This is a genomic window from Polynucleobacter sp. MWH-Spelu-300-X4, assembly GCF_018687515.1.
Lineage (GTDB): Bacteria > Pseudomonadota > Gammaproteobacteria > Burkholderiales > Burkholderiaceae > Polynucleobacter.
Genome location: NZ_CP061294.1, coordinates 1,672,770 through 1,691,045, shown reverse-complemented (window position 1 = coordinate 1,691,045; position 18,276 = coordinate 1,672,770). Strand labels below are relative to the sequence as shown.

At 41.3% G+C, this 18,276-nt stretch carries 23 protein-coding genes; 18 read left to right on the top strand and 5 right to left on the bottom strand.

Going from position 1 to position 18,276, the window contains the following annotated elements; all coding sequences use genetic code 11:
• Both secB and ICV01_RS08565 read left to right on the top strand, forming a co-directional pair.
• A complete protein-coding gene (gene secB / locus ICV01_RS08570) occupies positions 1-495 on the top strand; it encodes a protein-export chaperone SecB (protein ID WP_215287469.1) in 495 nt (164 codons plus the stop codon).
• A gap of 5 nt (positions 496-500) precedes the next feature.
• Complete coding sequence (locus ICV01_RS08565) at positions 501-1,532, top strand: NAD(P)H-dependent glycerol-3-phosphate dehydrogenase (RefSeq protein ID WP_215287467.1); 1,032 nt, start codon at positions 501-503, stop codon at positions 1,530-1,532.
• Here the strand turns inward: ICV01_RS08565 and trmL are convergent, their stop codons facing one another.
• The gene (gene trmL / locus ICV01_RS08560) at positions 1,533-2,003 is read right to left on the bottom strand and encodes a tRNA (uridine(34)/cytosine(34)/5-carboxymethylaminomethyluridine(34)-2'-O)-methyltransferase TrmL (RefSeq protein ID WP_215287465.1); all 471 of its coding nucleotides are present in this window, start codon (positions 2,001-2,003) and stop codon (positions 1,533-1,535) included. It abuts the gene before it with no gap.
• Between the two features lie 2 nt (positions 2,004-2,005).
• A complete protein-coding gene (locus tag ICV01_RS08555; protein WP_215287463.1) occupies positions 2,006-2,704 on the bottom strand; it encodes a ComF family protein in 699 nt (232 codons plus the stop codon).
• Positions 2,705-2,729: 25 nt separating this feature from the next.
• On the opposite strand from ICV01_RS08555, the gene ICV01_RS08550 reads away from it, so the two are divergent.
• From ICV01_RS08550 to ICV01_RS08520, 7 genes are all read left to right on the top strand, one after another.
• Entirely contained in the window at positions 2,730-3,503 is a 774-nt protein-coding gene (locus tag ICV01_RS08550; protein ID WP_215287462.1) for a hypothetical protein, read from the top strand.
• A gap of 196 nt (positions 3,504-3,699) precedes the next feature.
• Positions 3,700-4,824, top strand: coding sequence for a cytochrome c oxidase subunit II (gene coxB / locus ICV01_RS08545; RefSeq protein WP_251369429.1), 1,125 nt, complete (start codon positions 3,700-3,702; stop codon positions 4,822-4,824).
• 29 nt (positions 4,825-4,853) lie between these two features.
• Positions 4,854-6,443: a cytochrome c oxidase subunit I gene (ctaD, locus tag ICV01_RS08540; RefSeq protein WP_215287460.1), complete on the top strand. Its 1,590-nt coding sequence runs from the start codon at positions 4,854-4,856 to the stop codon at positions 6,441-6,443.
• 10 nt (positions 6,444-6,453) lie between these two features.
• The gene (locus ICV01_RS08535) at positions 6,454-6,579 is read left to right on the top strand and encodes a cytochrome oxidase small assembly protein (protein WP_215287458.1); all 126 of its coding nucleotides are present in this window, start codon (positions 6,454-6,456) and stop codon (positions 6,577-6,579) included.
• 2 nt (positions 6,580-6,581) lie between these two features.
• A complete protein-coding gene (locus ICV01_RS08530; RefSeq protein ID WP_215287456.1) occupies positions 6,582-7,175 on the top strand; it encodes a cytochrome c oxidase assembly protein in 594 nt (197 codons plus the stop codon).
• 1 nt (position 7,176) lies between these two features.
• Entirely contained in the window at positions 7,177-7,386 is a 210-nt protein-coding gene (locus tag ICV01_RS08525; protein ID WP_215287454.1) for a DUF2970 domain-containing protein, read from the top strand.
• Between the two features lie 18 nt (positions 7,387-7,404).
• Entirely contained in the window at positions 7,405-8,265 is an 861-nt protein-coding gene (locus ICV01_RS08520) for a cytochrome c oxidase subunit 3 (protein WP_215287452.1), read from the top strand.
• A gap of 69 nt (positions 8,266-8,334) precedes the next feature.
• On the opposite strand, the gene ICV01_RS08515 is transcribed toward ICV01_RS08520, so the two are convergent.
• Positions 8,335-8,547 (bottom strand): twin transmembrane helix small protein, encoded by a 213-nt coding sequence (locus ICV01_RS08515; RefSeq protein ID WP_215287450.1) that lies wholly within the window; start codon positions 8,545-8,547, stop codon positions 8,335-8,337.
• A 75-nt stretch (positions 8,548-8,622) separates the two neighbouring features.
• Between ICV01_RS08515 and ICV01_RS08510 the strand changes: the two genes are divergently transcribed.
• The 5 genes from ICV01_RS08510 to ICV01_RS08490 are packed head-to-tail and all read left to right on the top strand — an operon-like array spanning position 8,623 to position 12,568.
• A complete protein-coding gene (locus ICV01_RS08510) occupies positions 8,623-9,324 on the top strand; it encodes an SURF1 family protein (RefSeq protein WP_215287448.1) in 702 nt (233 codons plus the stop codon).
• Positions 9,314-9,976: a hypothetical protein gene (locus ICV01_RS08505; RefSeq protein WP_251369345.1), complete on the top strand. Its 663-nt coding sequence runs from the start codon at positions 9,314-9,316 to the stop codon at positions 9,974-9,976. The genes ICV01_RS08510 and ICV01_RS08505 overlap by 11 nt, the downstream gene beginning before the upstream one ends.
• On the top strand, positions 9,976-11,082 hold the full coding sequence (locus ICV01_RS08500) for a heme A synthase (RefSeq protein ID WP_215287446.1): 1,107 nt from the start codon (positions 9,976-9,978) through the stop codon (positions 11,080-11,082). Before ICV01_RS08505 ends, ICV01_RS08500 begins: the two co-directional genes overlap by 1 nt.
• A 23-nt stretch (positions 11,083-11,105) precedes the next feature.
• Complete coding sequence (cyoE, locus tag ICV01_RS08495) at positions 11,106-11,963, top strand: heme o synthase (RefSeq protein WP_215289191.1); 858 nt, start codon at positions 11,106-11,108, stop codon at positions 11,961-11,963.
• A gap of 2 nt (positions 11,964-11,965) precedes the next feature.
• Positions 11,966-12,568, top strand: a complete 603-nt coding sequence (locus tag ICV01_RS08490; RefSeq protein ID WP_215287444.1) for an SCO family protein — start codon at positions 11,966-11,968, stop codon at positions 12,566-12,568.
• A gap of 23 nt (positions 12,569-12,591) precedes the next feature.
• Here ICV01_RS08490 and rpoH read toward each other — a convergent pair whose 3' ends face one another.
• Together rpoH and ftsY are read right to left on the bottom strand one after the other, a co-directional pair.
• The gene (gene rpoH / locus ICV01_RS08485; protein ID WP_215287442.1) at positions 12,592-13,458 is read right to left on the bottom strand and encodes an RNA polymerase sigma factor RpoH; all 867 of its coding nucleotides are present in this window, start codon (positions 13,456-13,458) and stop codon (positions 12,592-12,594) included.
• Positions 13,459-13,533: 75 nt separating this feature from the next.
• Positions 13,534-14,424: a signal recognition particle-docking protein FtsY gene (gene ftsY, locus ICV01_RS08480; RefSeq protein WP_215287440.1), complete on the bottom strand. Its 891-nt coding sequence runs from the start codon at positions 14,422-14,424 to the stop codon at positions 13,534-13,536.
• 21 nt (positions 14,425-14,445) lie between these two features.
• On the opposite strand from ftsY, the gene ICV01_RS08475 reads away from it, so the two are divergent.
• From ICV01_RS08475 to coaD, 4 genes are read left to right on the top strand one after another with little or no spacing between them, the layout of a single operon-like run.
• Positions 14,446-15,846, top strand: a complete 1,401-nt coding sequence (locus ICV01_RS08475) for a pitrilysin family protein (RefSeq protein ID WP_215287438.1) — start codon at positions 14,446-14,448, stop codon at positions 15,844-15,846.
• 1 nt (position 15,847) lies between these two features.
• The gene (locus ICV01_RS08470; RefSeq protein WP_215287436.1) at positions 15,848-17,179 is read left to right on the top strand and encodes a pitrilysin family protein; all 1,332 of its coding nucleotides are present in this window, start codon (positions 15,848-15,850) and stop codon (positions 17,177-17,179) included.
• Positions 17,176-17,775, top strand: coding sequence for a 16S rRNA (guanine(966)-N(2))-methyltransferase RsmD (gene rsmD, locus ICV01_RS08465; protein ID WP_215287435.1), 600 nt, complete (start codon positions 17,176-17,178; stop codon positions 17,773-17,775). Before ICV01_RS08470 ends, rsmD begins: the two co-directional genes overlap by 4 nt.
• A gap of 26 nt (positions 17,776-17,801) precedes the next feature.
• On the top strand, positions 17,802-18,275 hold the full coding sequence (coaD, locus tag ICV01_RS08460; RefSeq protein ID WP_215287434.1) for a pantetheine-phosphate adenylyltransferase: 474 nt from the start codon (positions 17,802-17,804) through the stop codon (positions 18,273-18,275).
• Position 18,276: the final 1 nt, after the last annotated feature.

Genomic DNA, 18,276 nt, shown 5'->3' with positions numbered 1-18,276 from the left:
ATGACAGCAGCTCAGGCAAATGGCGCAGCAGATAATGCGCCAAGCTTCCAGATTCAACGTGTTTATCTAAAAGATTTATCTTTGGAGCAACCGAACGCACCACAAATTCTTTTAGAACAAGGTGAGCCAAAATTAGAAGTGCAAGTGGATATTCAGGCTAATCAATTAGATGCGAATAACTTCCATGTTACTTTGGTTGGCACTGTAACAACACGCATAGAAGACAAAGTTTTATTTTTAGTTGAAGCGCAGCAGTCAGGTATTTTTGAAATGCAAAATATGCCTGCAGAACAAATGGACCCAATGCTAGGTATTGCCTGCCCAACTATTTTGTTCCCTTATTTGCGATCAAATATTGCTGATGTTATTAGTCGCGCGGGTTTCCAGCCAGTGCATTTGGCTGAGATTAATTTCCACGCGCTTTACGAGCAACGTTTGCAGCAAGCGGCTGCACCGCAAGCATCTAGCGATAGCGGCATTGTGTTGCCAAACTAATTCATATGAAAGTTATTTTTCTTGGCGCAGGAGCATGGGGTACCGCAATGGCGATGCATGCAGCCAAGAATCCGCTGTGTTCAGAAGTAACTCTTTGGAGTCGCTCCCCTGAGCTTGCGGAGCAACTTCAAATATCAAGATCGAATGAGCGTTATTTAAAAGGTATTAAGTTACCTGACTCGTTAAAGGTGACGGCGAGTTGGAGCGATGCTTTTCAAGGTGCTCAGCAAGATACTTTGGTTGTTCTTGCAACCCCTGTGGCTGGGTTGAAAGAGATGGTTTCCAACCTTCTTCAAACAAATGACGTGCCACGTAATTGGGTCTGGTTATGTAAAGGCCTTGAGCCAGACACGGCTGCGATGCCTCATCAGGTTATTGAGCGTGAACTATCAAAAGGCCAGCAGGCTATTGCTAAGAGTGTGCGGTTAGGTGTTTTATCGGGGCCGAGTTTTGCTATGGAAGTAGCAAAAGAGATGCCTTGTGCATTAACGGTTGCTAGTGAAGCTGAAGAACTAGTTTTGTTAACTCAAAAAGTTTTTCATTTTGGGCGCATGCGCATTTACGGTAGTGATGATGTTATCGGTGTTGAACTTGGCGGGGCTATTAAAAACGTTTTAGCGATTGCAACCGGAATTGGTGATGGCTTGGGTCTTGGTTTGAATGCGCGTGCAGCCTTGTTAACTCGAGGTCTCGCAGAAATGATGCGCCTTATTATTGCTATGGGCGGCAAACCTGAAACCGCTATGGGTTTAACAGGTGTGGGTGATTTAATTTTGACTGCGACAGGTGATTTATCTCGCAATCGGCAAGTTGGGATGCAGTTAGCAAGTGGTAAAAGTTTGACGGAAGTATTGGCTAATCTTGGACACGTTGCTGAAGGTGTGAGATGTGCTCAAGCAGTTAGCGATTTGGCTAATAATAAAAAAATTGATATGCCTATTTGCCAGATGGTGTCAGAGGTTTTATTTAAGGGTGTTAATCCTGTTGATGCAGTGAAACTGTTGATGGGACGTGATCCCAAACTAGAAACGCACTAATCATTCGCCACCTATAAATCCTAGTTGCCTCCAGGCTTCATAAACCATGATGGCTGCTGCATTTGATAAATTTAAGCTGCGATTGTTGGGCCGCATAGGCAAACGCAATGCGCGTGTAGGTAAAAAATAATCGCGAACGTGTTGTGGCAACCCTTTTGTCTCGGAGCCAAATACAAGATAGTCATTGAGCTGAAAAACACATTCAGCAAGTTTTGCTTGCCCCTTGGTTGTGATTGCAAACATTCTATCTTGTGAAGGTTTTTCCGATGCTAAGAAAGCATCCCAGCTTTTGTGAACTTTCATTTCCGCATACTCGTGGTAATCCAACCCAGCTCGTTTTAATTTAGTGTCTTCTAGCGGGAAGCCAAGAGGTTCAATGAGATGTAGTTGCGCACCTGTATTGGCGCACAAGCGAATAATATTGCCTGTGTTAGGTGGAATATCAGGATGGACCAGTACGACATTAATCATAATTATTTCAGTGGTGTTCTTAGGATGACCCAGTTAATGATTTCTTTTGCGCCATGTTTCTTTAGAAGTTTACTCATGCTATTAAGTGTTGAGCCAGTTGTCATGACATCATCAACGATAACGATACATTTATTTTTTACGTAGACTTGATTTTCAGGGGCAATTGAAAAAATATTCTCTAATCGGCTTAATCGTTCTGCTTTACCTAGTTTTGCTTGATTTGTGTCTAGATGCCTTCTTGTTAGTATGTGCGCATTCACCATGGCGCCTGTTTTTTGCCCAAAGATTTTGGCTAATTCCCATGATTGGTTAAAACCTCGTTCGTGAAGTTTGATGGTGCTAAGTGGCACGGCAGACAATATAACCTCTTCTTTTTTACGGTGTTTAAAGAGGCCGTTGTCAAAAATCTTGAACCAGGTTTCAATGAGCCCATGTGCTATAGCTACTTCACCGCTATATTTGTACTGACGTACTGCGCCAGTCAATAAACCTTCATAACTATCTAGACAAACTGTCTCATCAAAATAGGGGCGCTCGTATTGGCATTGAACACAGTAAATGGCATTTAGGTGAGTGGGAAGTGCGCATTGGAAGCAGCGGTGTATTTGTGAGCGTATTAGTCGATTAAGACATTTATCGCAAATTCTAGATGGTTGATAACTCTTACATCCAATACACGCAGTTGGTAAGAGAAATTTCATCTTTAGTCTGAGTATACTGAGGGCTATGACCATGCTCAGCTCAGTGTTTATGCGCATTCCAGATTGGCTTTTCGATGAAATCTCCCTTCGGATGGATGAGAAGTTATCAATTATTAAAGTGACTCCTGAAAAAATTTGGCAACGTGGTTCAGATGCGGGTGTTTTATCTAAGCGTTATGCCAAGGCCAATATCTTTGTTTCTGAGAAGAAAGATCTTTATCCGCTTTTAAAGAAATACATGAATCGATTGTTGGGTCAATCTGTACCTTATTTTTTTGATGGAGTGACGGGGTCCCTTGATCACAGCAGTCTTAAATTTGATTTCATTTGGTCTAACTTGGAGCTTTCAAAAACATCTCCTGATGTGCTCATTCCGGAGTGGCGGAAGTATTTAAGGCAAAACGCTTTATTGATGTTCAGTTATTTGGGGCCGGATACTGGTAAAAATTTAAATCGTTTATTGGGGATTGAAAAAGTCACTAACTATCCATCATGGGATATGCATGATGTGGGTGATGCTTTGTTGCGAGAAGGTTTTGCTGAGCCAGTGATGGATATGGAGTACATCACCTTGGACTATGAAAACCTTGATTTATTACTTAAAGACGCTCTTTTGTTGGGTTTGATTAGCCAAGATGATTTCAATTCTGTGGGAAATCAAATTATTAACGAGCCATTGCAGATAACTTTGGAATTGGTTTATGGGCACGCTTGGACGCCAGAGCTAAATTTGTCAAAAACAAAAGATGGTTTAGCAATGATCAGTCCAGATCAGATTGTTAGGTCAAACAATAAGTAAGCAAGCGCTCACATCTTTCTTTAGTTAGTTTTATAGGTGGAAACCTTTAGAAAGCTGAGTAATTTATTGCTTTAGATCAATTTCACCAAATATAATTGATGTATATCAAATGCATAGCGCTTTCATGCGCTGCAACAGATTAAGAATTTATTAAATGGGAATAAAGATGAAACAACGCACAACATTAGCTGGTTTGATGCTGGGTTTAGCTGGCTTGTTCCAAAGCGGCTTAGCTTTGGCTATTAATGACATGCCTGGCGGTCCTGCACGCTTCCAAATGAATTTGCAACCAGCTGCCACAAAAATTGCTGAAGAGGTAGCAACTTTGCATTGGATGATGTTGATCATCTGTACTGTTATTTTCATTGCTGTATTTGGCGTGATGTTTTACTCAATTTATAAGCACCGTAAATCATTGGGTCATCAAGCGGCTAGCTTTCATGAAAGCACAACCGTTGAAATTATTTGGACTGTTGTTCCCTTATTGATCGTGATTGGTATGGCATTGCCTGCAACAAAAACTGTTGTGGCGATGAAAGATACAACTAACTCTGATATCACCATCAAGGTAACTGGTTATCAGTGGAAGTGGGGATACGACTACATCAAAGGTGAAGGTGAAGGCATTTCTTTCATGCAGACGTTGACTACACCGCGTGAGCAAATTAATAACCAAGCGGCTAAGGGCGACACATACTTGATGGAAGTCGACAATGAAGTGGTTGTTCCAGTCGGTAAAAAGATTCGCTTAGTAACAACTGCTAATGACGTGATTCACTCTTGGACAATCCCAGCGTTTGGTTTAAAGCAGGACGCAATTCCTGGTTTTGTTCGTGACACATGGTTCCGCGCTGAAAAGATTGGTACATATCGTGGCCAATGTTCAGAGTTGTGCGGTAAAGAGCACGCTTTTATGCCGATTGTTGTGAAAGTTGTATCTGATGCAGATTACTCAGCTTGGGTTGAGACAACTAAAAAGACATTAGCCGCAGCTGCTGATGATCCAACAAAGACTTATACGATGGATGAGCTAAAGCAACGTGGTGAGAAAGTTTATGCTGCAAACTGCGCAGCATGCCACCAGCCAAATGGTAAAGGCGCTGGCGCGTTTCCAGCTCTAGATGGTTCAAAAATTGTTAATGGTCCCAAAGAGGGTCAACAAAAAATTCTTCTTAACGGTAAAAACGCAATGCCTAAATGGGCTCAGTTGAATGACGTTGAGTTGGCTTCTGTAATGACGTTTACGCGTAATTCATGGGGCAATAAGACTGGCGAAGTAATTCAGCCAAAAGACTTCACAACTGCACGCGCAGCTAAGTAATCAAATATATATAGGTAATTGGAGCCAAGATGAGCACAGCAAACCACGCACACGATCACCACGATGATCATGCACACGATCATCCACACGGCTGGCGCCGTTGGTTGTACGCGACGAACCATAAAGATATTGGTACGCTTTATTTAATTTTTGCTTTTGTTAGTTTGATGGCCGGTGGTGTAATGGCCTTGTTAATCCGCTTGGAATTGTTCCAGCCTGGTTTGCAATATATCCGCCCAGAGTTATTTAATCAGTTAACAACATTGCATGGTTTGGTGATGGTGTTCGGCGCCATCATGCCGGCCTTCGTTGGATTTGCTAACTACATGATCCCGTTACAAGTAGGTGCCTCAGATATGGCATTTGCGCGTATGAATAACTTTAGTTTCTGGATCATGCCTGTGGCTGCAACATTATTGTTGTCATCCTTCTTTGTGCCAGGTGGAGCAACTGCCGCTGGTTGGACACTATATGCGCCATTATCTGTGCAGATGGGTCCTGGTATGGATATGGCGATTTTCGCAGTTCACTTGATGGGTGCGTCTTCCATCATGGGCTCAATTAACATCATTGTGACGATTCTTAATATGCGTGCCCCAGGCATGACATTGATGAAGATGCCCATGTTCTGCTGGACTTGGTTGATCACCGCTTATTTGTTGATTGCTGTTATGCCAGTTTTAGCTGGTGTTATCACAATGGTTCTTACCGATCGTCATTTTGGTACTAGCTTCTTCTCAGCAGCCGGTGGTGGTGACCCTGTGATGTATCAACATATTTTCTGGTTCTTCGGACACCCAGAGGTATACATCATGATTTTGCCGGCCTTCGGCATTATTAGTGAAGTTATCCCAACATTCTCACGCAAGACATTGTTTGGTTACAGCTCAATGGTTTATGCGACAGCATCTATTGCAATCTTGTCATTCATTGTTTGGGCTCACCATATGTTTGCTACAGGTATGCCTGTAACTGGTCAGTTGTTCTTCATGTATGCAACGATGTTGATTGCTGTTCCAACAGGCGTGAAGATTTTTAACTGGGTGGCGACTATGTGGAAGGGTTCAATGACATTTGAAACCCCTATGTTATGGTCAATCGGTTTTATCTTCGTGTTCACAATGGGTGGTTTTACTGGCCTTATGTGCGCGATGGCTCCTATTGATATCATGATTCAAGATACTTATTACGTAGTTGCTCACTTCCACTATGTTCTAGTGGCTGGTTCATTATTTGCATTGTTCGCAGGCTTCTACTATTGGGCACCAAAATGGACAGGTTTCATGGTGAATGAGTTCCGTGGAAAAGTGCATTTCTGGGCATCTATGATTTTCTTTAACGTGACATTCTTCCCAATGCACTTCTTGGGCTTGGCTGGTATGCCACGTCGTTACGCTGACTATCCAGTTCAATTTGCTGACTTTAATGCAGTGGCATCTATCGGTGCTCTTGGTTTTGGTTTGTCACAAGTGTATTTCTTGTTATTCGTGGTGCTACCAACTTATCGCGGCGGTCAAAAAGCTGCAGATAAGCCATGGGATGGCGCAAAAGGTTTGGAGTGGACAGTTCCATCGCCTGCACCTTTCCATACATTTGAGACTCCACCTAAAGTAGATTGATTCATTATTTATGACACAGTCTACGGGTAATAAAAATAATCCAAGCGCGAGCAATCGCCGCTTGGGTTTTATTTTGTTAACAGTTGTTGTGATATTTTTTGTTGGGATTTACGCCAAAAAAGTACTACTTGGATAAGCATGGCTTTTAATCTCACAAAATATAACCGTTCTATGTTGCAAAAGCTTATTGTCATAAGCTTGGCTATGTTTGGTTTTGGTTATGCCTTGGTTCCTATGTACAAGGTTTTATGTGAGGTGACTGGCATTAATGTGGTTACCAGCAAAAATGATTACGGAACAAGAGCTGTTAATGCAGTTAGTAAAAATACGCAGGTTGATGAGAGTCGGTCTGTGACGGTTGAGTTTGATTCGAATACGCGAGGACCATTTCGTTTTCGTTCTGTGAAAAATTCGATGCAAGTTCATCCGGGTGAAGTGGTTCAGGTTGTGTACGAGGTTGTAAATACGCAGGGTCGCGCTGTATCAGCCCAAGCGATTCCTAGTTATGCACCTAAACAAGCAACCCAACACTTTACTAAATTAGAGTGTTTTTGTTTTGAGCAACAAACGTTAAAACCGAATGAGGCTCGTGAAATGCCAGTGGTTTTTGTGATTGATCCTGCTTTACCTAAGGACGTTAAGACAATTACTTTGTCTTATACATTCTTTGAAGTGGGTGGGGCTCAAAAAGTAATTACTGGTGAACATAACAGTAAGCCGTCAAAGATTTGATATGGAAAAGAAGCAACATAATTCGATTGTGACCTTTTTTATTTCCATGAGAGCAGTTCTTTGGGGGTTTTTGGGTGTTCGAAAAAGATCTGGTCAAGATGCAGACATGGCATCTTTGAGTTTTGTGCATATTGTGCTTGCGGGTGTATTAGGCACAGTGATTTTTATGACAATATTGTTGTTGATTGTTAAAGCAGTCCTCAAGAGTTGATTTTTTAGGAGAGAGAGAATGTCTTCCAATGCTTCAAAAGCGCCTTACTATTACGTACCAGCGCCAACACGCCATCCAATCGTTACCAGTATTGGTTTAGCTGGTTTCGGCTTTGGTATTTCGCAATGGGTTAACGGCAGCACTGCCGGTATGATTCTTTGCTTAGCCGGTATTGTTTGGACGCTAGTTTCTTTGTACTCATGGTTTGGTGATGCCATTAGCGAGTCAGAGTCTGGCATGAATAGTGTGAACGTAGACGTTTCATATCGTTGGTCTATGGCATGGTTTATCTTCTCTGAAATCATGTTCTTTGGCGCGTTCTTCTCGGCCTTGTTCTACGCTCGCAGTATTGCTATGCCTTGGTTGGGTGATATTGACAATAAATTGTTGTGGCCTGATTTTGCTGCTACTTGGCCAAATGGTGGTCCAGGCGGTTTAGTTGAGGGCTTTAAAACAATGGGTCCATGGCCTATCCCAACACTGAACACTATATTGCTTTTAACTTCTGGGTTAACTTGTACTTGGGCTCATCATGCGATGCGTGAAGGTCACCGCAAGCAAGTAATCCAAGGTTTAACCGCAACAGTTCTTTTGGGCGCATTATTTATGTGCTTCCAGGTTTATGAATACATTCATGCTTATAGCGAGTTGAACTTAAAGTTAAGCTCAGGCATTTATGGTTCAACATTCTTTATGTTGACTGGTTTCCATGGCTTCCACGTCACAATGGGTGCGATTATGTTGGCGGTTGTTTTGTTTAGAACAATTAAAGGCCATTTCACGCCTGAGAATCATTTTGCGTTTGAAGGTGCAGCTTGGTACTGGCATTTTGTTGACGTAGTTTGGTTGGGTCTTTACGTGGTTGTTTACTGGATGTAATTCTCTTAGTAATACCCGCAGTAATAAAAACGCCGCTAATGCGGCGTTTTTATTTAGATTATTTATTGCTTATTGGGACATGACCTGTATCCCGGTACTTTGGATGTAGCCTAGCGTATGAGCAACCCAAATCCCGATAAATAAGGCAATAGATAGCCCGATGCGAAGCATTAAAGAGTAGACAGTATTGGAGCTTCTACCCTTGTCACGCATCATAAAAAATAGGGCTGAGCCAAGGCTCGCAAAAATAAATAAAAAAGCTATTGAGATAATCCATTTCATAGGTATGCATCGTATCATTGCTTTATGTTTAGAAGACTTGTTTTATCTCGCCCTATAGCAACTTTGGCAGCTTTTATGGTTTTTGGAATAGGTTGTCTTTTGGGTAATTGGCAGATTAATCGCATGCAAGAGAAAATAATGGCGGCGAATGATTTGATGGCTAAAGAGATGGCCAGCCCGATTACTATTAATCGACAGTCGTTAACGCTTAATCAGGTGCTACATCGCTCAGTTGTTGCCAGAGGAACTTATTTAGTTAATAAAACAATTTGGCTTGAAAATAGACCCCATCCACAAGGGCAGGATCCTAAAACAGGGATTGCTGCAGGTTTTTATGTTTTAACTCCCATGTTGTTGGAGGGGTCGGATGGTATTGTTTGGGTTAATAGGGGTTGGGCCCCTAGAAATATGCTGGATCGAACTAAGTTGCCTGAGATTCTTACTCCAACAGGGGTAATTGAAGTGCAGGGTATTGCTTTTGAAGGTGCTGCCAGAGTAATGAATATCGGAGGAGCTTATTCAGAGTCTGCTGCATCTAATATTTTGCAAAATTTCGATTTAAATAAAGAGGCACAGCAATTTGGGGGCAAGCAATTGCCATTTGTGATTAGGCAGAGCCCTAATCATAATTTAGATGGGCTGAGTCGTGATTGGACGGCTCCAACATCTGGTGCCGAAAAGCACCAAGGCTACGCCTTCCAATGGTTTGCATTAGCTGCCGTTGCTATATTGTTTTGGTTAATTACTGGTTTGAAGAGGAAAGATCTTGAGCGATAAAGAAATAGTAGAGCCGTTGATTCCTGCATCGGGGAGTCAAAAGATAGACTCTGCAACTAAAAGAGGTCGGATACAAATGATCTTGTTGTTACTGGTTTGCGCTGCGCCAGTGATAGCATCGTATTTCACTTTTTATGTGATTAAACCTGCTGGTGGTAAAGCTAACATCGGTGAATTAGTTAGCCCAGTACAACCATTTCCATCAAATGTTATTGAAGAAAACTTGGTGGGTAAGTGGACCTTGTTGGTTGCAAGGCCAGCTAGTGAATGTAAAGTTGGTGATGATGCTTGCGTTACATTGTTGCATGTTATGAGGCAGCTTCGTACAGCCATGGGTAAAGAGAGAACTCGTGTGCAGTTGGTTTGGTTGGTGACTGATGATTCTGTGATTGATCCAGAAATTGCAAAATCATATGACAAAGAGTTAGCAGGCTTTACGTTTATTCGTATGCCTCGTGATTTGGCAAAAAAACAACGGTTAATGACATGGCTTAATGCTGATAACGAGCAGAGCGCTATTCATTTATTGGATCCAAGGGGCGACAGAATGATGCGTTTTAAAACAGGCGAGGGACACTTAGATTTTAAGAAGATGGTTAAAGATTTAGAGAAGTTATTAAAGTGGAATCCAACTGGGAAAGTTGGCGACTAATGTCTTTAGTTATGTGGATTCAGTTAGCATTAATTGGCGCATCGGTTGCTGCCTTATTAGTGCTTTTCACCTGGTGGAGAAGGAAAAGTTTTACTTTTCATCGCTTGGTGTTGTTAACTATTTTTTTTACATTTGATTTAATTTTATTCGGCGCTTTTACAAGACTAACTGACTCTGGGTTGGGGTGCCCGGATTGGCCGGGATGCTATGGGGTTTCAAATCCTATCATGGCTATTGGACATATTTCAGCAGCCGAGGCTGCAATGCCTACAGGCCCTGTAACTCTCAGTAAAGCTTGGATAGAAATGCTGCATCGTTACTTTGCTATGGCCGTAGGTTTTCTTTGTATCACGATTGTTTTTTGGGCGTGGATAAAAAGAAATCAAATTAATTTAAAAATTAGAATTTGCGCCGCTTTTATTTTAGGATTAATTTGTTTGCAAGGAGCATTTGGCGCTTGGACTGTTACTTTAAAACTTCAGCCCATCATTGTGACTACGCATCTCATGCTGGGAATTGCTTTTTTAGCAAGCTTAACTTATTTGTCAGGCCTAACAGCTTGGCAAAGTAATAGTTTCCTTAAAGAACAAAGATCTGTGGTTCAAGGTCATGGCGCTTTAGTTTGGTTTGGGTTGGTGGCCTTATGCATACAAATATTTTTAGGCGCTTGGGTTAGCACTAATTATGCTGTTTTGGCTTGTGATGATTTTCCTTTGTGCCATGGTGAGTTAATTCCTTCAATGGATTTTCAATCTGGATTTACGTTATGGCGAGAATTGGGGAAAACTGCTGATGGCCAATTCTTGGCTATTGAAGCCCTTAGAGCTATTCATTGGGTGCATAGGCTTGGTGCTCTAGTTGTTTTAAGTATCTTATTTTTTGTTAGTTATAAAACCTTAAAAAATGCAATGACAATTGGTCATCCTAAATTAAGACATTGGGCATTTGCTTTGTTTGGTTTATGTTTGATGCAACTACTAACTGGTATGAGTAATATTATTTTGGATTGGCCAATTGTGGCAGCTCTTTTACATACAGGAGGTGCCGCTGCCATGGTAATTGTTTTAGTTAAATTGTTAATGCTGCATCGTGAGGAGTTTGCGTGAATTTAAAAGGCAACATTAATTCCATGCCGACGTGGCGAAAGTATTGGGCTTTAACTAAGCCCAGAGTCACGCAATTAGCTGTTTTTTGCGCCATCATTGGCATGTTCTTGGCTACCCCAGGTATGGTGCCCTGGCCGATTTTAATTGGCGGTTCACTTGGTATATGGTTGCTTGCCGGAGCAGCCTTCGCTGTTAATTGTTTGGTTGAGCAAAAAGTGGATGCCAAGATGCGAAGAACTGCTTGGCGACCATCCGCTACTGGTGAGTTAGGACCATTTCATATCATTATTTTTGCACTATTGATTGGTGCTATTGGCATGGCATTGTTATGGCATTTTGCAAACCCATTAACTATGTGGGCAACTTTAGCCACATTTGTTGGTTATGCCATCATTTACACATTACTTTTAAAGCCTGCCACCCCGCAAAATATTGTGATTGGTGGTTTATCTGGAGCTATGCCGCCAGCTTTGGGGTGGGCCGCAGTTTCAAATAGTTTTCCGGCAGAGGCTTGGCTTTTGGTTTTAATTATTTTTACTTGGACCCCCCCTCATTTTTGGGCGCTGGCACTTTATAGAAGAGAGGATTACAAGCAATCGGGCTTACCTATGTTGCCGGTAACTCACGGTGAAAAATTTACCTTGTTGCATATTCTGCTGTATACCTTGATCTTGATTGCCGCCACCATTCTGCCGTTTGTTTACCAAATGAGCGGTTATTTTTATTTGCTTAGCGCTTTATTGTTAGGGGCCGCATTTTTAGGATACGCCATTGCACTTTATCGCTCATATAGCGATGAGCTTGCAAAGAAAACATTTAGATTCTCCATCATCTACTTGTCACTTCTATTTGCTGCATTGTTAATCGATCACTACATCTAAATATGAACATCAATAAACTGCAATTCTTAAAAGCATTTTTGATTGGCTTGGTATCAGTTTTATTATTGGCTTGCTCTCAAGAGGCTCTTAAATTTAACAATGTCGACATTACTGGTAGTAAGTCATTTGGCAAAGATTTTTCTTTGATCGATCATCATGGAAAACAACGACAACTTGCGGATTTCAAAGGAAAGTTAGTGGTCATGTTTTTTGGGTATACCCAGTGCCCAGATGTTTGTCCTACAACTATGAATGAAATGCAGGGTGTCATGGAGTTAATGGGTAAAGATGCTGATCGAGTTCAGGTTATTTTTGTAACGGTTGATCCAGAGCGCGATACTTTAGATTTGCTAGCCCAATATGTACCAGCTTTTGATAAAAGATTTTTAGGTATGAGGCCGGATTCAGTTGAGTCTTTGCAAAAAGTAACAAAAGACTTTAAGGTCTTCTATAGCAAGGTTCCGGGTAAATCTGCAGGCAGCTACACGATTGACCATACAGCAGGAAGTTATGTTTTTGATACGAATGGCCAATTAAGATTGTTTTTAAGACACCAACAAGGGCCGCAATTGATTGCTGAAGATTTAAAGCAACTATTGAGATAACCGCCTAGTTATCTCAATAGAGTTTAAGAGTTACTTAGCGCTAGCTTCATCTTTTTTAGAGCAGCTGTTTCAATCTGACGAACTCTCTCAGCAGAGATATTAAATTCAGCGGCTAAGTCATGGAGCGTGCTTGCGCCAGTCCCATCATCAGAAACATCAAGCCAACGAGCTGTAACAATTTTCCTGCTTCTTTCATCTAACGTGGCAAGTGCTCTTTCAATGCCAGGGCCTTGCAGTTGGCGATGTTCTTCTTCCGCAATAACATGTGATGGCTCATATCGATTATCTGTTAGCCAGTTAATCGGCGCATAAGCCTCATCGTCAGAGGTGTCGTGAGCTTCAATCGCGATGTCTCCACCAGAAAGACGCTGCTCCATTTCTTTGACATCTTCGTTGCGTACATCAAGCGCTTTAGCTAGATGTTCAATTTCAGTTGGGGATAGTGCGTTTAAGCTAGGCTTATTACTGCGCAAATTAAAAAACAATTTTCTATGCGCTTTGGTTGTGGCAATCTTCACCATTCTCCAGTTGCGCAGAATGTATTCATGGATTTCAGCTTTAATCCAGTGAATAGAATAAGTAACTAGGCGAGCACCTTGGTTGGGATCGTAGCGCTTAACAGCCTTCATAAGACCAATATTGCCTTCTTGAATCAGGTCAGCATGTGGTAGGCCATAGCCAAGGTATTGGCGCGCAATCGAAACAACTAGTCTTAGGTGTGACATAACAAGCGTACGGGCAGCATCCAGGTTTTCTTGCTCCCTGAACTCTTTCGCAAGGCGAAGCTCTTCCGCTGCGCTAAGCATAGGCAGTCTATTGACGCTAGAAATGTAGGCATCCAAGCTGCCTACATTTAAGTTTGTCGGAATAAGAGCATTCATTTGTGTCATATATGGTTATATTAGCACTCTATTAAATAGAGTGCTAATTATACTGTAACCCTATGATTTAAATGGTTTTAAATATTATGGAACTAGGGATTTAGCGAATTCTGAGGCCGAAAATGGCTTAAGGTCATCAATCCCTTCCCCAAGGCCTAGTGCAATCACGCTAGGTGTGTTTTCTGGGAGCTCTTCAGCGATTGCGCAAAGAATCCCCCCTTTAGCCGTTCCATCGAGTTTTGTAACGATAATTGCAGTTAAGCCAAGAGCCTCGTGGAACGCCTTGACTTGCGATAAGCCGTTTTGACCAGTATTGCCATCAATTACTAAAATTGTCTCGTTAGGAGCATCGTCTTGGGCTTTAGCAGTGACGCGTTTCACTTTCTTGAGTTCATCCATTAGGTTGGCTTGCGTGCTTAGCCGGCCTGCTGTATCAATGACAACTAAATCCATATTTCTAGATTGACCTGCCTTGACTGAGTCATGCGCAACGGCTGCGGCATCGCCTCCTTGTTGAGTGATAACCGCAACTTGGTTACGTTCACCCCACGTCATTAATTGTTCTCTTGCAGCGGCTCTAAAAGTATCTCCAGCTCCTAACAAAACTTTATGACCGGAAGCCTGAAAGTAGTGACAAAGCTTACCGATACTGGTGGTTTTCCCCGCCCCATTAACACCCACTACTATCCAAACTTGTGGGTTTAACGAAGATTTTTGAAAACTGAGTAATGGGTTAAGAGGTCTTTCTAGGCGTTTTAGTAAGTTTTCAATGAGTTGCGCCAGCAGTTCTTTGAGTTCCTCAACAGTTTCAGCCTTTTGTTTTTTGGCTTCAGCTCTGAGAGAGGCGATGAGAGATTGGGTGGCTTTCATGCCAACATCACCTAAAAGAAGCGCTTCTTCTAGAGAGTCATACCATTCTTCATCAATTTTTTGCCTGCTAAATAGGCTAGATAGGGTTTTACGTAATCCGAACATGACCGATACAATTCATTAACTATGAGCATATTAACAACCCTAGCCAAAAATACCCCAATTTTTTTATGGGGCGTCTTATTTTCATTCATCGCGAATGCTGAAACATTAAAACCTTTAACGCATGAGTTTCAATTATCAAATGGCATGAAGGTGGTTGTTAGAGAAGATCATCGTGCGCCAACGGTTGCTCATATGGTTTGGTATCGGGCGGGCTCAGTCGATGAGGTGAGTGGTAAGACAGGCGTCGCTCATGTTTTAGAGCATATGATGTTTAAAGGAACGAAAAATCTTGCCCCTGGAGAATTTTCAAAAAAAGTTGCCGAGGTGGGTGGAAGAGATAATGCATTCACGAGCAAAGATTACACAGCTTATTTTCAGCAGATAGAAAAATCTCATTTAGAAAAAATGATGGCTTTAGAAGCAGATCGAATGGCGAATCTGCAAATAACTGAAGAAGAATTTCTAAAAGAACTCCAAGTGGTGATGGAGGAGCGCAGATTGAGGACTGATGACCAACCTCAGGCAATTGTTAATGAACGTTTATATGCGGCAGCTTTTGAAAATACGCCTTACAGAAATCCAATCATTGGTTGGATGACTGATTTAGAAAGTATGACTTATTTGGACGCAAAAGAATGGTACGAGAATTGGTATGCGCCTAATAATGCGGTACTTGTTGTTGCTGGAGATGTTAGCCCTGAAGATGTATTAAGGTTGGCAAAGAAATACTACGAACCTTTGCGAGCTAAGAATTTGCCTATCAGAAAACCGCAGATAGAAGTTAATGCGTTAGGTATAAAGAGAATAGAGGTGAAGGTGCCTGCTGAGAACCCTGATTTAACAATGGCTTGGCAGGTGCCTAAATTAAACCCTAATAAGTTAGATGTTGCTGAGCCATATGCTTTGCAAGTGTTGGCTGCCATATTAGATGGACATGCTAATTCACGCATGAATAGAATTTTAGTAAGAGATAAAAGAATAGCTGATTCCGTGGATGCATCTTATGGAGCGTTAGGTAGAGGCCCTCAGTTATTTACCTTAGGAGCTAGCATATCCAAAAAATCATCACCTTCCATGGTTGAGTCTGAAATTAGAAATATTCTTAAAGATATTGCAGTTAATGGCGTTACTGATGTGGAATTGAATCGTGTTAAGACCCAATTGATGGCTGCTCAAGTTTATAAAAAAGATTCAGTATTTGGCCAGGCTATGGAGATTGGTGTTTTTGAAATGAATCAGATTTCATGGAAATATGCTGATGATTATGTGGCGGCAATTGGAAAAGTTAACTCTAGTCAAATAAAAGAAGTAATTAATAAATACTTGAGAGATGACAATTTGACGATTGCTTTCCTTAACCCACAAGCAATGGATCTTAAAAAAACAACTAATCAATCTGCTCCATTGAGATTGAGGCATTGATATGAGCTTTAGAAATATGAAATACCTACTGTTTTTATGCGCTACTTTCATGAGCGTTCAGGTTTTTGCTGAAATAACCATAAAAAATTGGACGCATTCAAGTGGGGCCAAAGTTTTTCTTGTTGAGACAGCATCAATCCCTATGGTTGATTTACAAATTGATTGGGGCGCTGGTGCTGTAGATGTACCGGTAGATAAAACTGGATTAGCATCATTGACTGCTGCCATGTTGGATAAGGGCGCCATGGTTCATGGAAAAGTTTTGAGCGAGGCTGAAATATCAGATAGATTGGCGGATCAGGGTGCTGTTGTATCTGTTATGGCTGGCGCTGATAGAACAAGTTTTAAATTGCGGTCTTTAAGCGATCGAAAATATTTGTCGCCAGTAATTGATTTAGCTGCTTCAGTTTTAAGTGCACCTGTTTTTGATGCAAAAATCTTAAATCGAGAAAAAGATTTGATGATTAGTTCAATTAAGGAAGCCAACTTAAAACCAGAGGTTGTTTTGGGGAAAGAATTCGATCGTCAGCTTTACGGCTCTCACCCATTATCAAGATCTGCAACTGTTCAAACGGTTGAAAAAATAAATATTTCAGATGTCCGTGATTTTTATAAGAAGAGATTTTTTGCGGCCAATTCAAAGATTACTATTGTTGGAAATTTAAACCATGTTGATGCAGATGCCATTATCGATAAATTAATGAAAGGTTTGCCGGTTTCCTCCTCTCAGTTAAAGGTAGTTGAACCCGTTAAGCTTTTATCCGCAAAACCATTAGCGGACAGAGTTATTAAGATTAATCATCCTTCACAACAGGCCCACATCTCAATGGGGTTGCCGATGATTGCTAGAAAAGATCCAGATTATTTCCCGTTGTTATTAGGTAATTACATCTTAGGTGGCGGAGGGTTTGTTTCTAGGCTAATGAAAGAGGTTAGAGAAAAAAGAGGGCTAGCTTATAGCGTCTATAGCTATGTGGCCCCTGGAAAAGATATTGGGCCATTTGTGGCGGGGATGCAGACAAAAAAGGAGCAGTCAGATCTTGCGGTCAAAGTAATGACGGAGACCATTACTAATTTTGTTACTAATGGCCCTACTGATGAAGAGATTAAATCTGCAAAAGAAAATCTGACTAATGGTTTTCCATTAAGAATTGATAGCAACAAAAAAATATTAGATAACGTTGCTAGTATTGCTTGGAATGAGTTGCCGCTTGATACTTTGAATACTTGGACCATGCAATTGAATGCGGTTACTAAAGACCAAGTGATTGCTGCTTATAAAAAGCATCTTGATATGAATAAGATAGTAACGGTTGTTGTGGGTGGTCAATGAGCGCGGGCAAGGTAAGAATTATTGGCGGGCATTGGCGGGGGCGTTTAGTTAAGGTCACCGATTTGCAAGGACTTAGACCAACCTCTGATCGTGTTAGAGAAACTCTTTTTAATTGGTTGGGACAACGATTAGATGGTTTAATTTGTTTAGATATGTTTTCTGGAACAGGGGCTCTTGGCTTTGAGGCTCTTTCTAGAGGCGCTAAACAAGTAACGATGGTCGAATTAAATAAGATAGCCTTTAGTGAATTAAAAAATAATTTCACGCAATTTAAAGATGCTTCAGAGTTGGGGTGCGTGGAAATGATTCAAGCAGATGCCATTACTTATGGTGAAAAATTACCAACTGATAGCGTCGACATTACATTTATTGATCCGCCTTTTTCAAATGAGTCTCTTTTTTTGAGCGCTCTGACACAGGCTGTAAGGTTTACAAGGAAAGAGATTCAGTCAGCTATTTATGTAGAGCATCCTAAGACTGTGTTTCCGGAAAATTTATTAGCGGAAATACCTAAATATGGTGATTTGTGGATGGTTGGGCGTACTATACGTGCCGGAGTGGCAAATGGCACACTATTAGTGCCTAAGAAGATATAAACTGAGCGCAAGTTTTAGGAGGTTTTATGGCAATTGCAGTATATCCAGGAACATTTGATCCATTTACACGTGGCCATGAAGATTTGGTTCGTAGAGCATCCTCTATTTTTGATGAGGTGGTTGTGGGTATTGCTGATAGTAAAAATAAAAAACCAATCTTTAATTTAGAAGAGCGCTTAGAGATTGCTAAAGAAGTTTTGGGGCATTATCCAAATGTTCGTGTTGAAGGATTTAGCGGTTTATTGAAAGATTTCGTTCGAAAAAATAATGCGAGAGTCATCGTGCGTGGTTTGCGCGCAGTTTCCGATTTCGAGTATGAGTTTCAAATGGCTGGTATGAACCGTTATCTTTTACCGGATGTTGAAACTTTATTTTTAACCCCATCTGATCAATACCAATTTATTTCTGGCACATTTGTGCGTGAGATTGCATTATTGGGCGGGGATGTTAGCAAGTTTGTTTTCCCATCTGTGGAAAAGTGGTTGGCAAAAAAGATCTGAG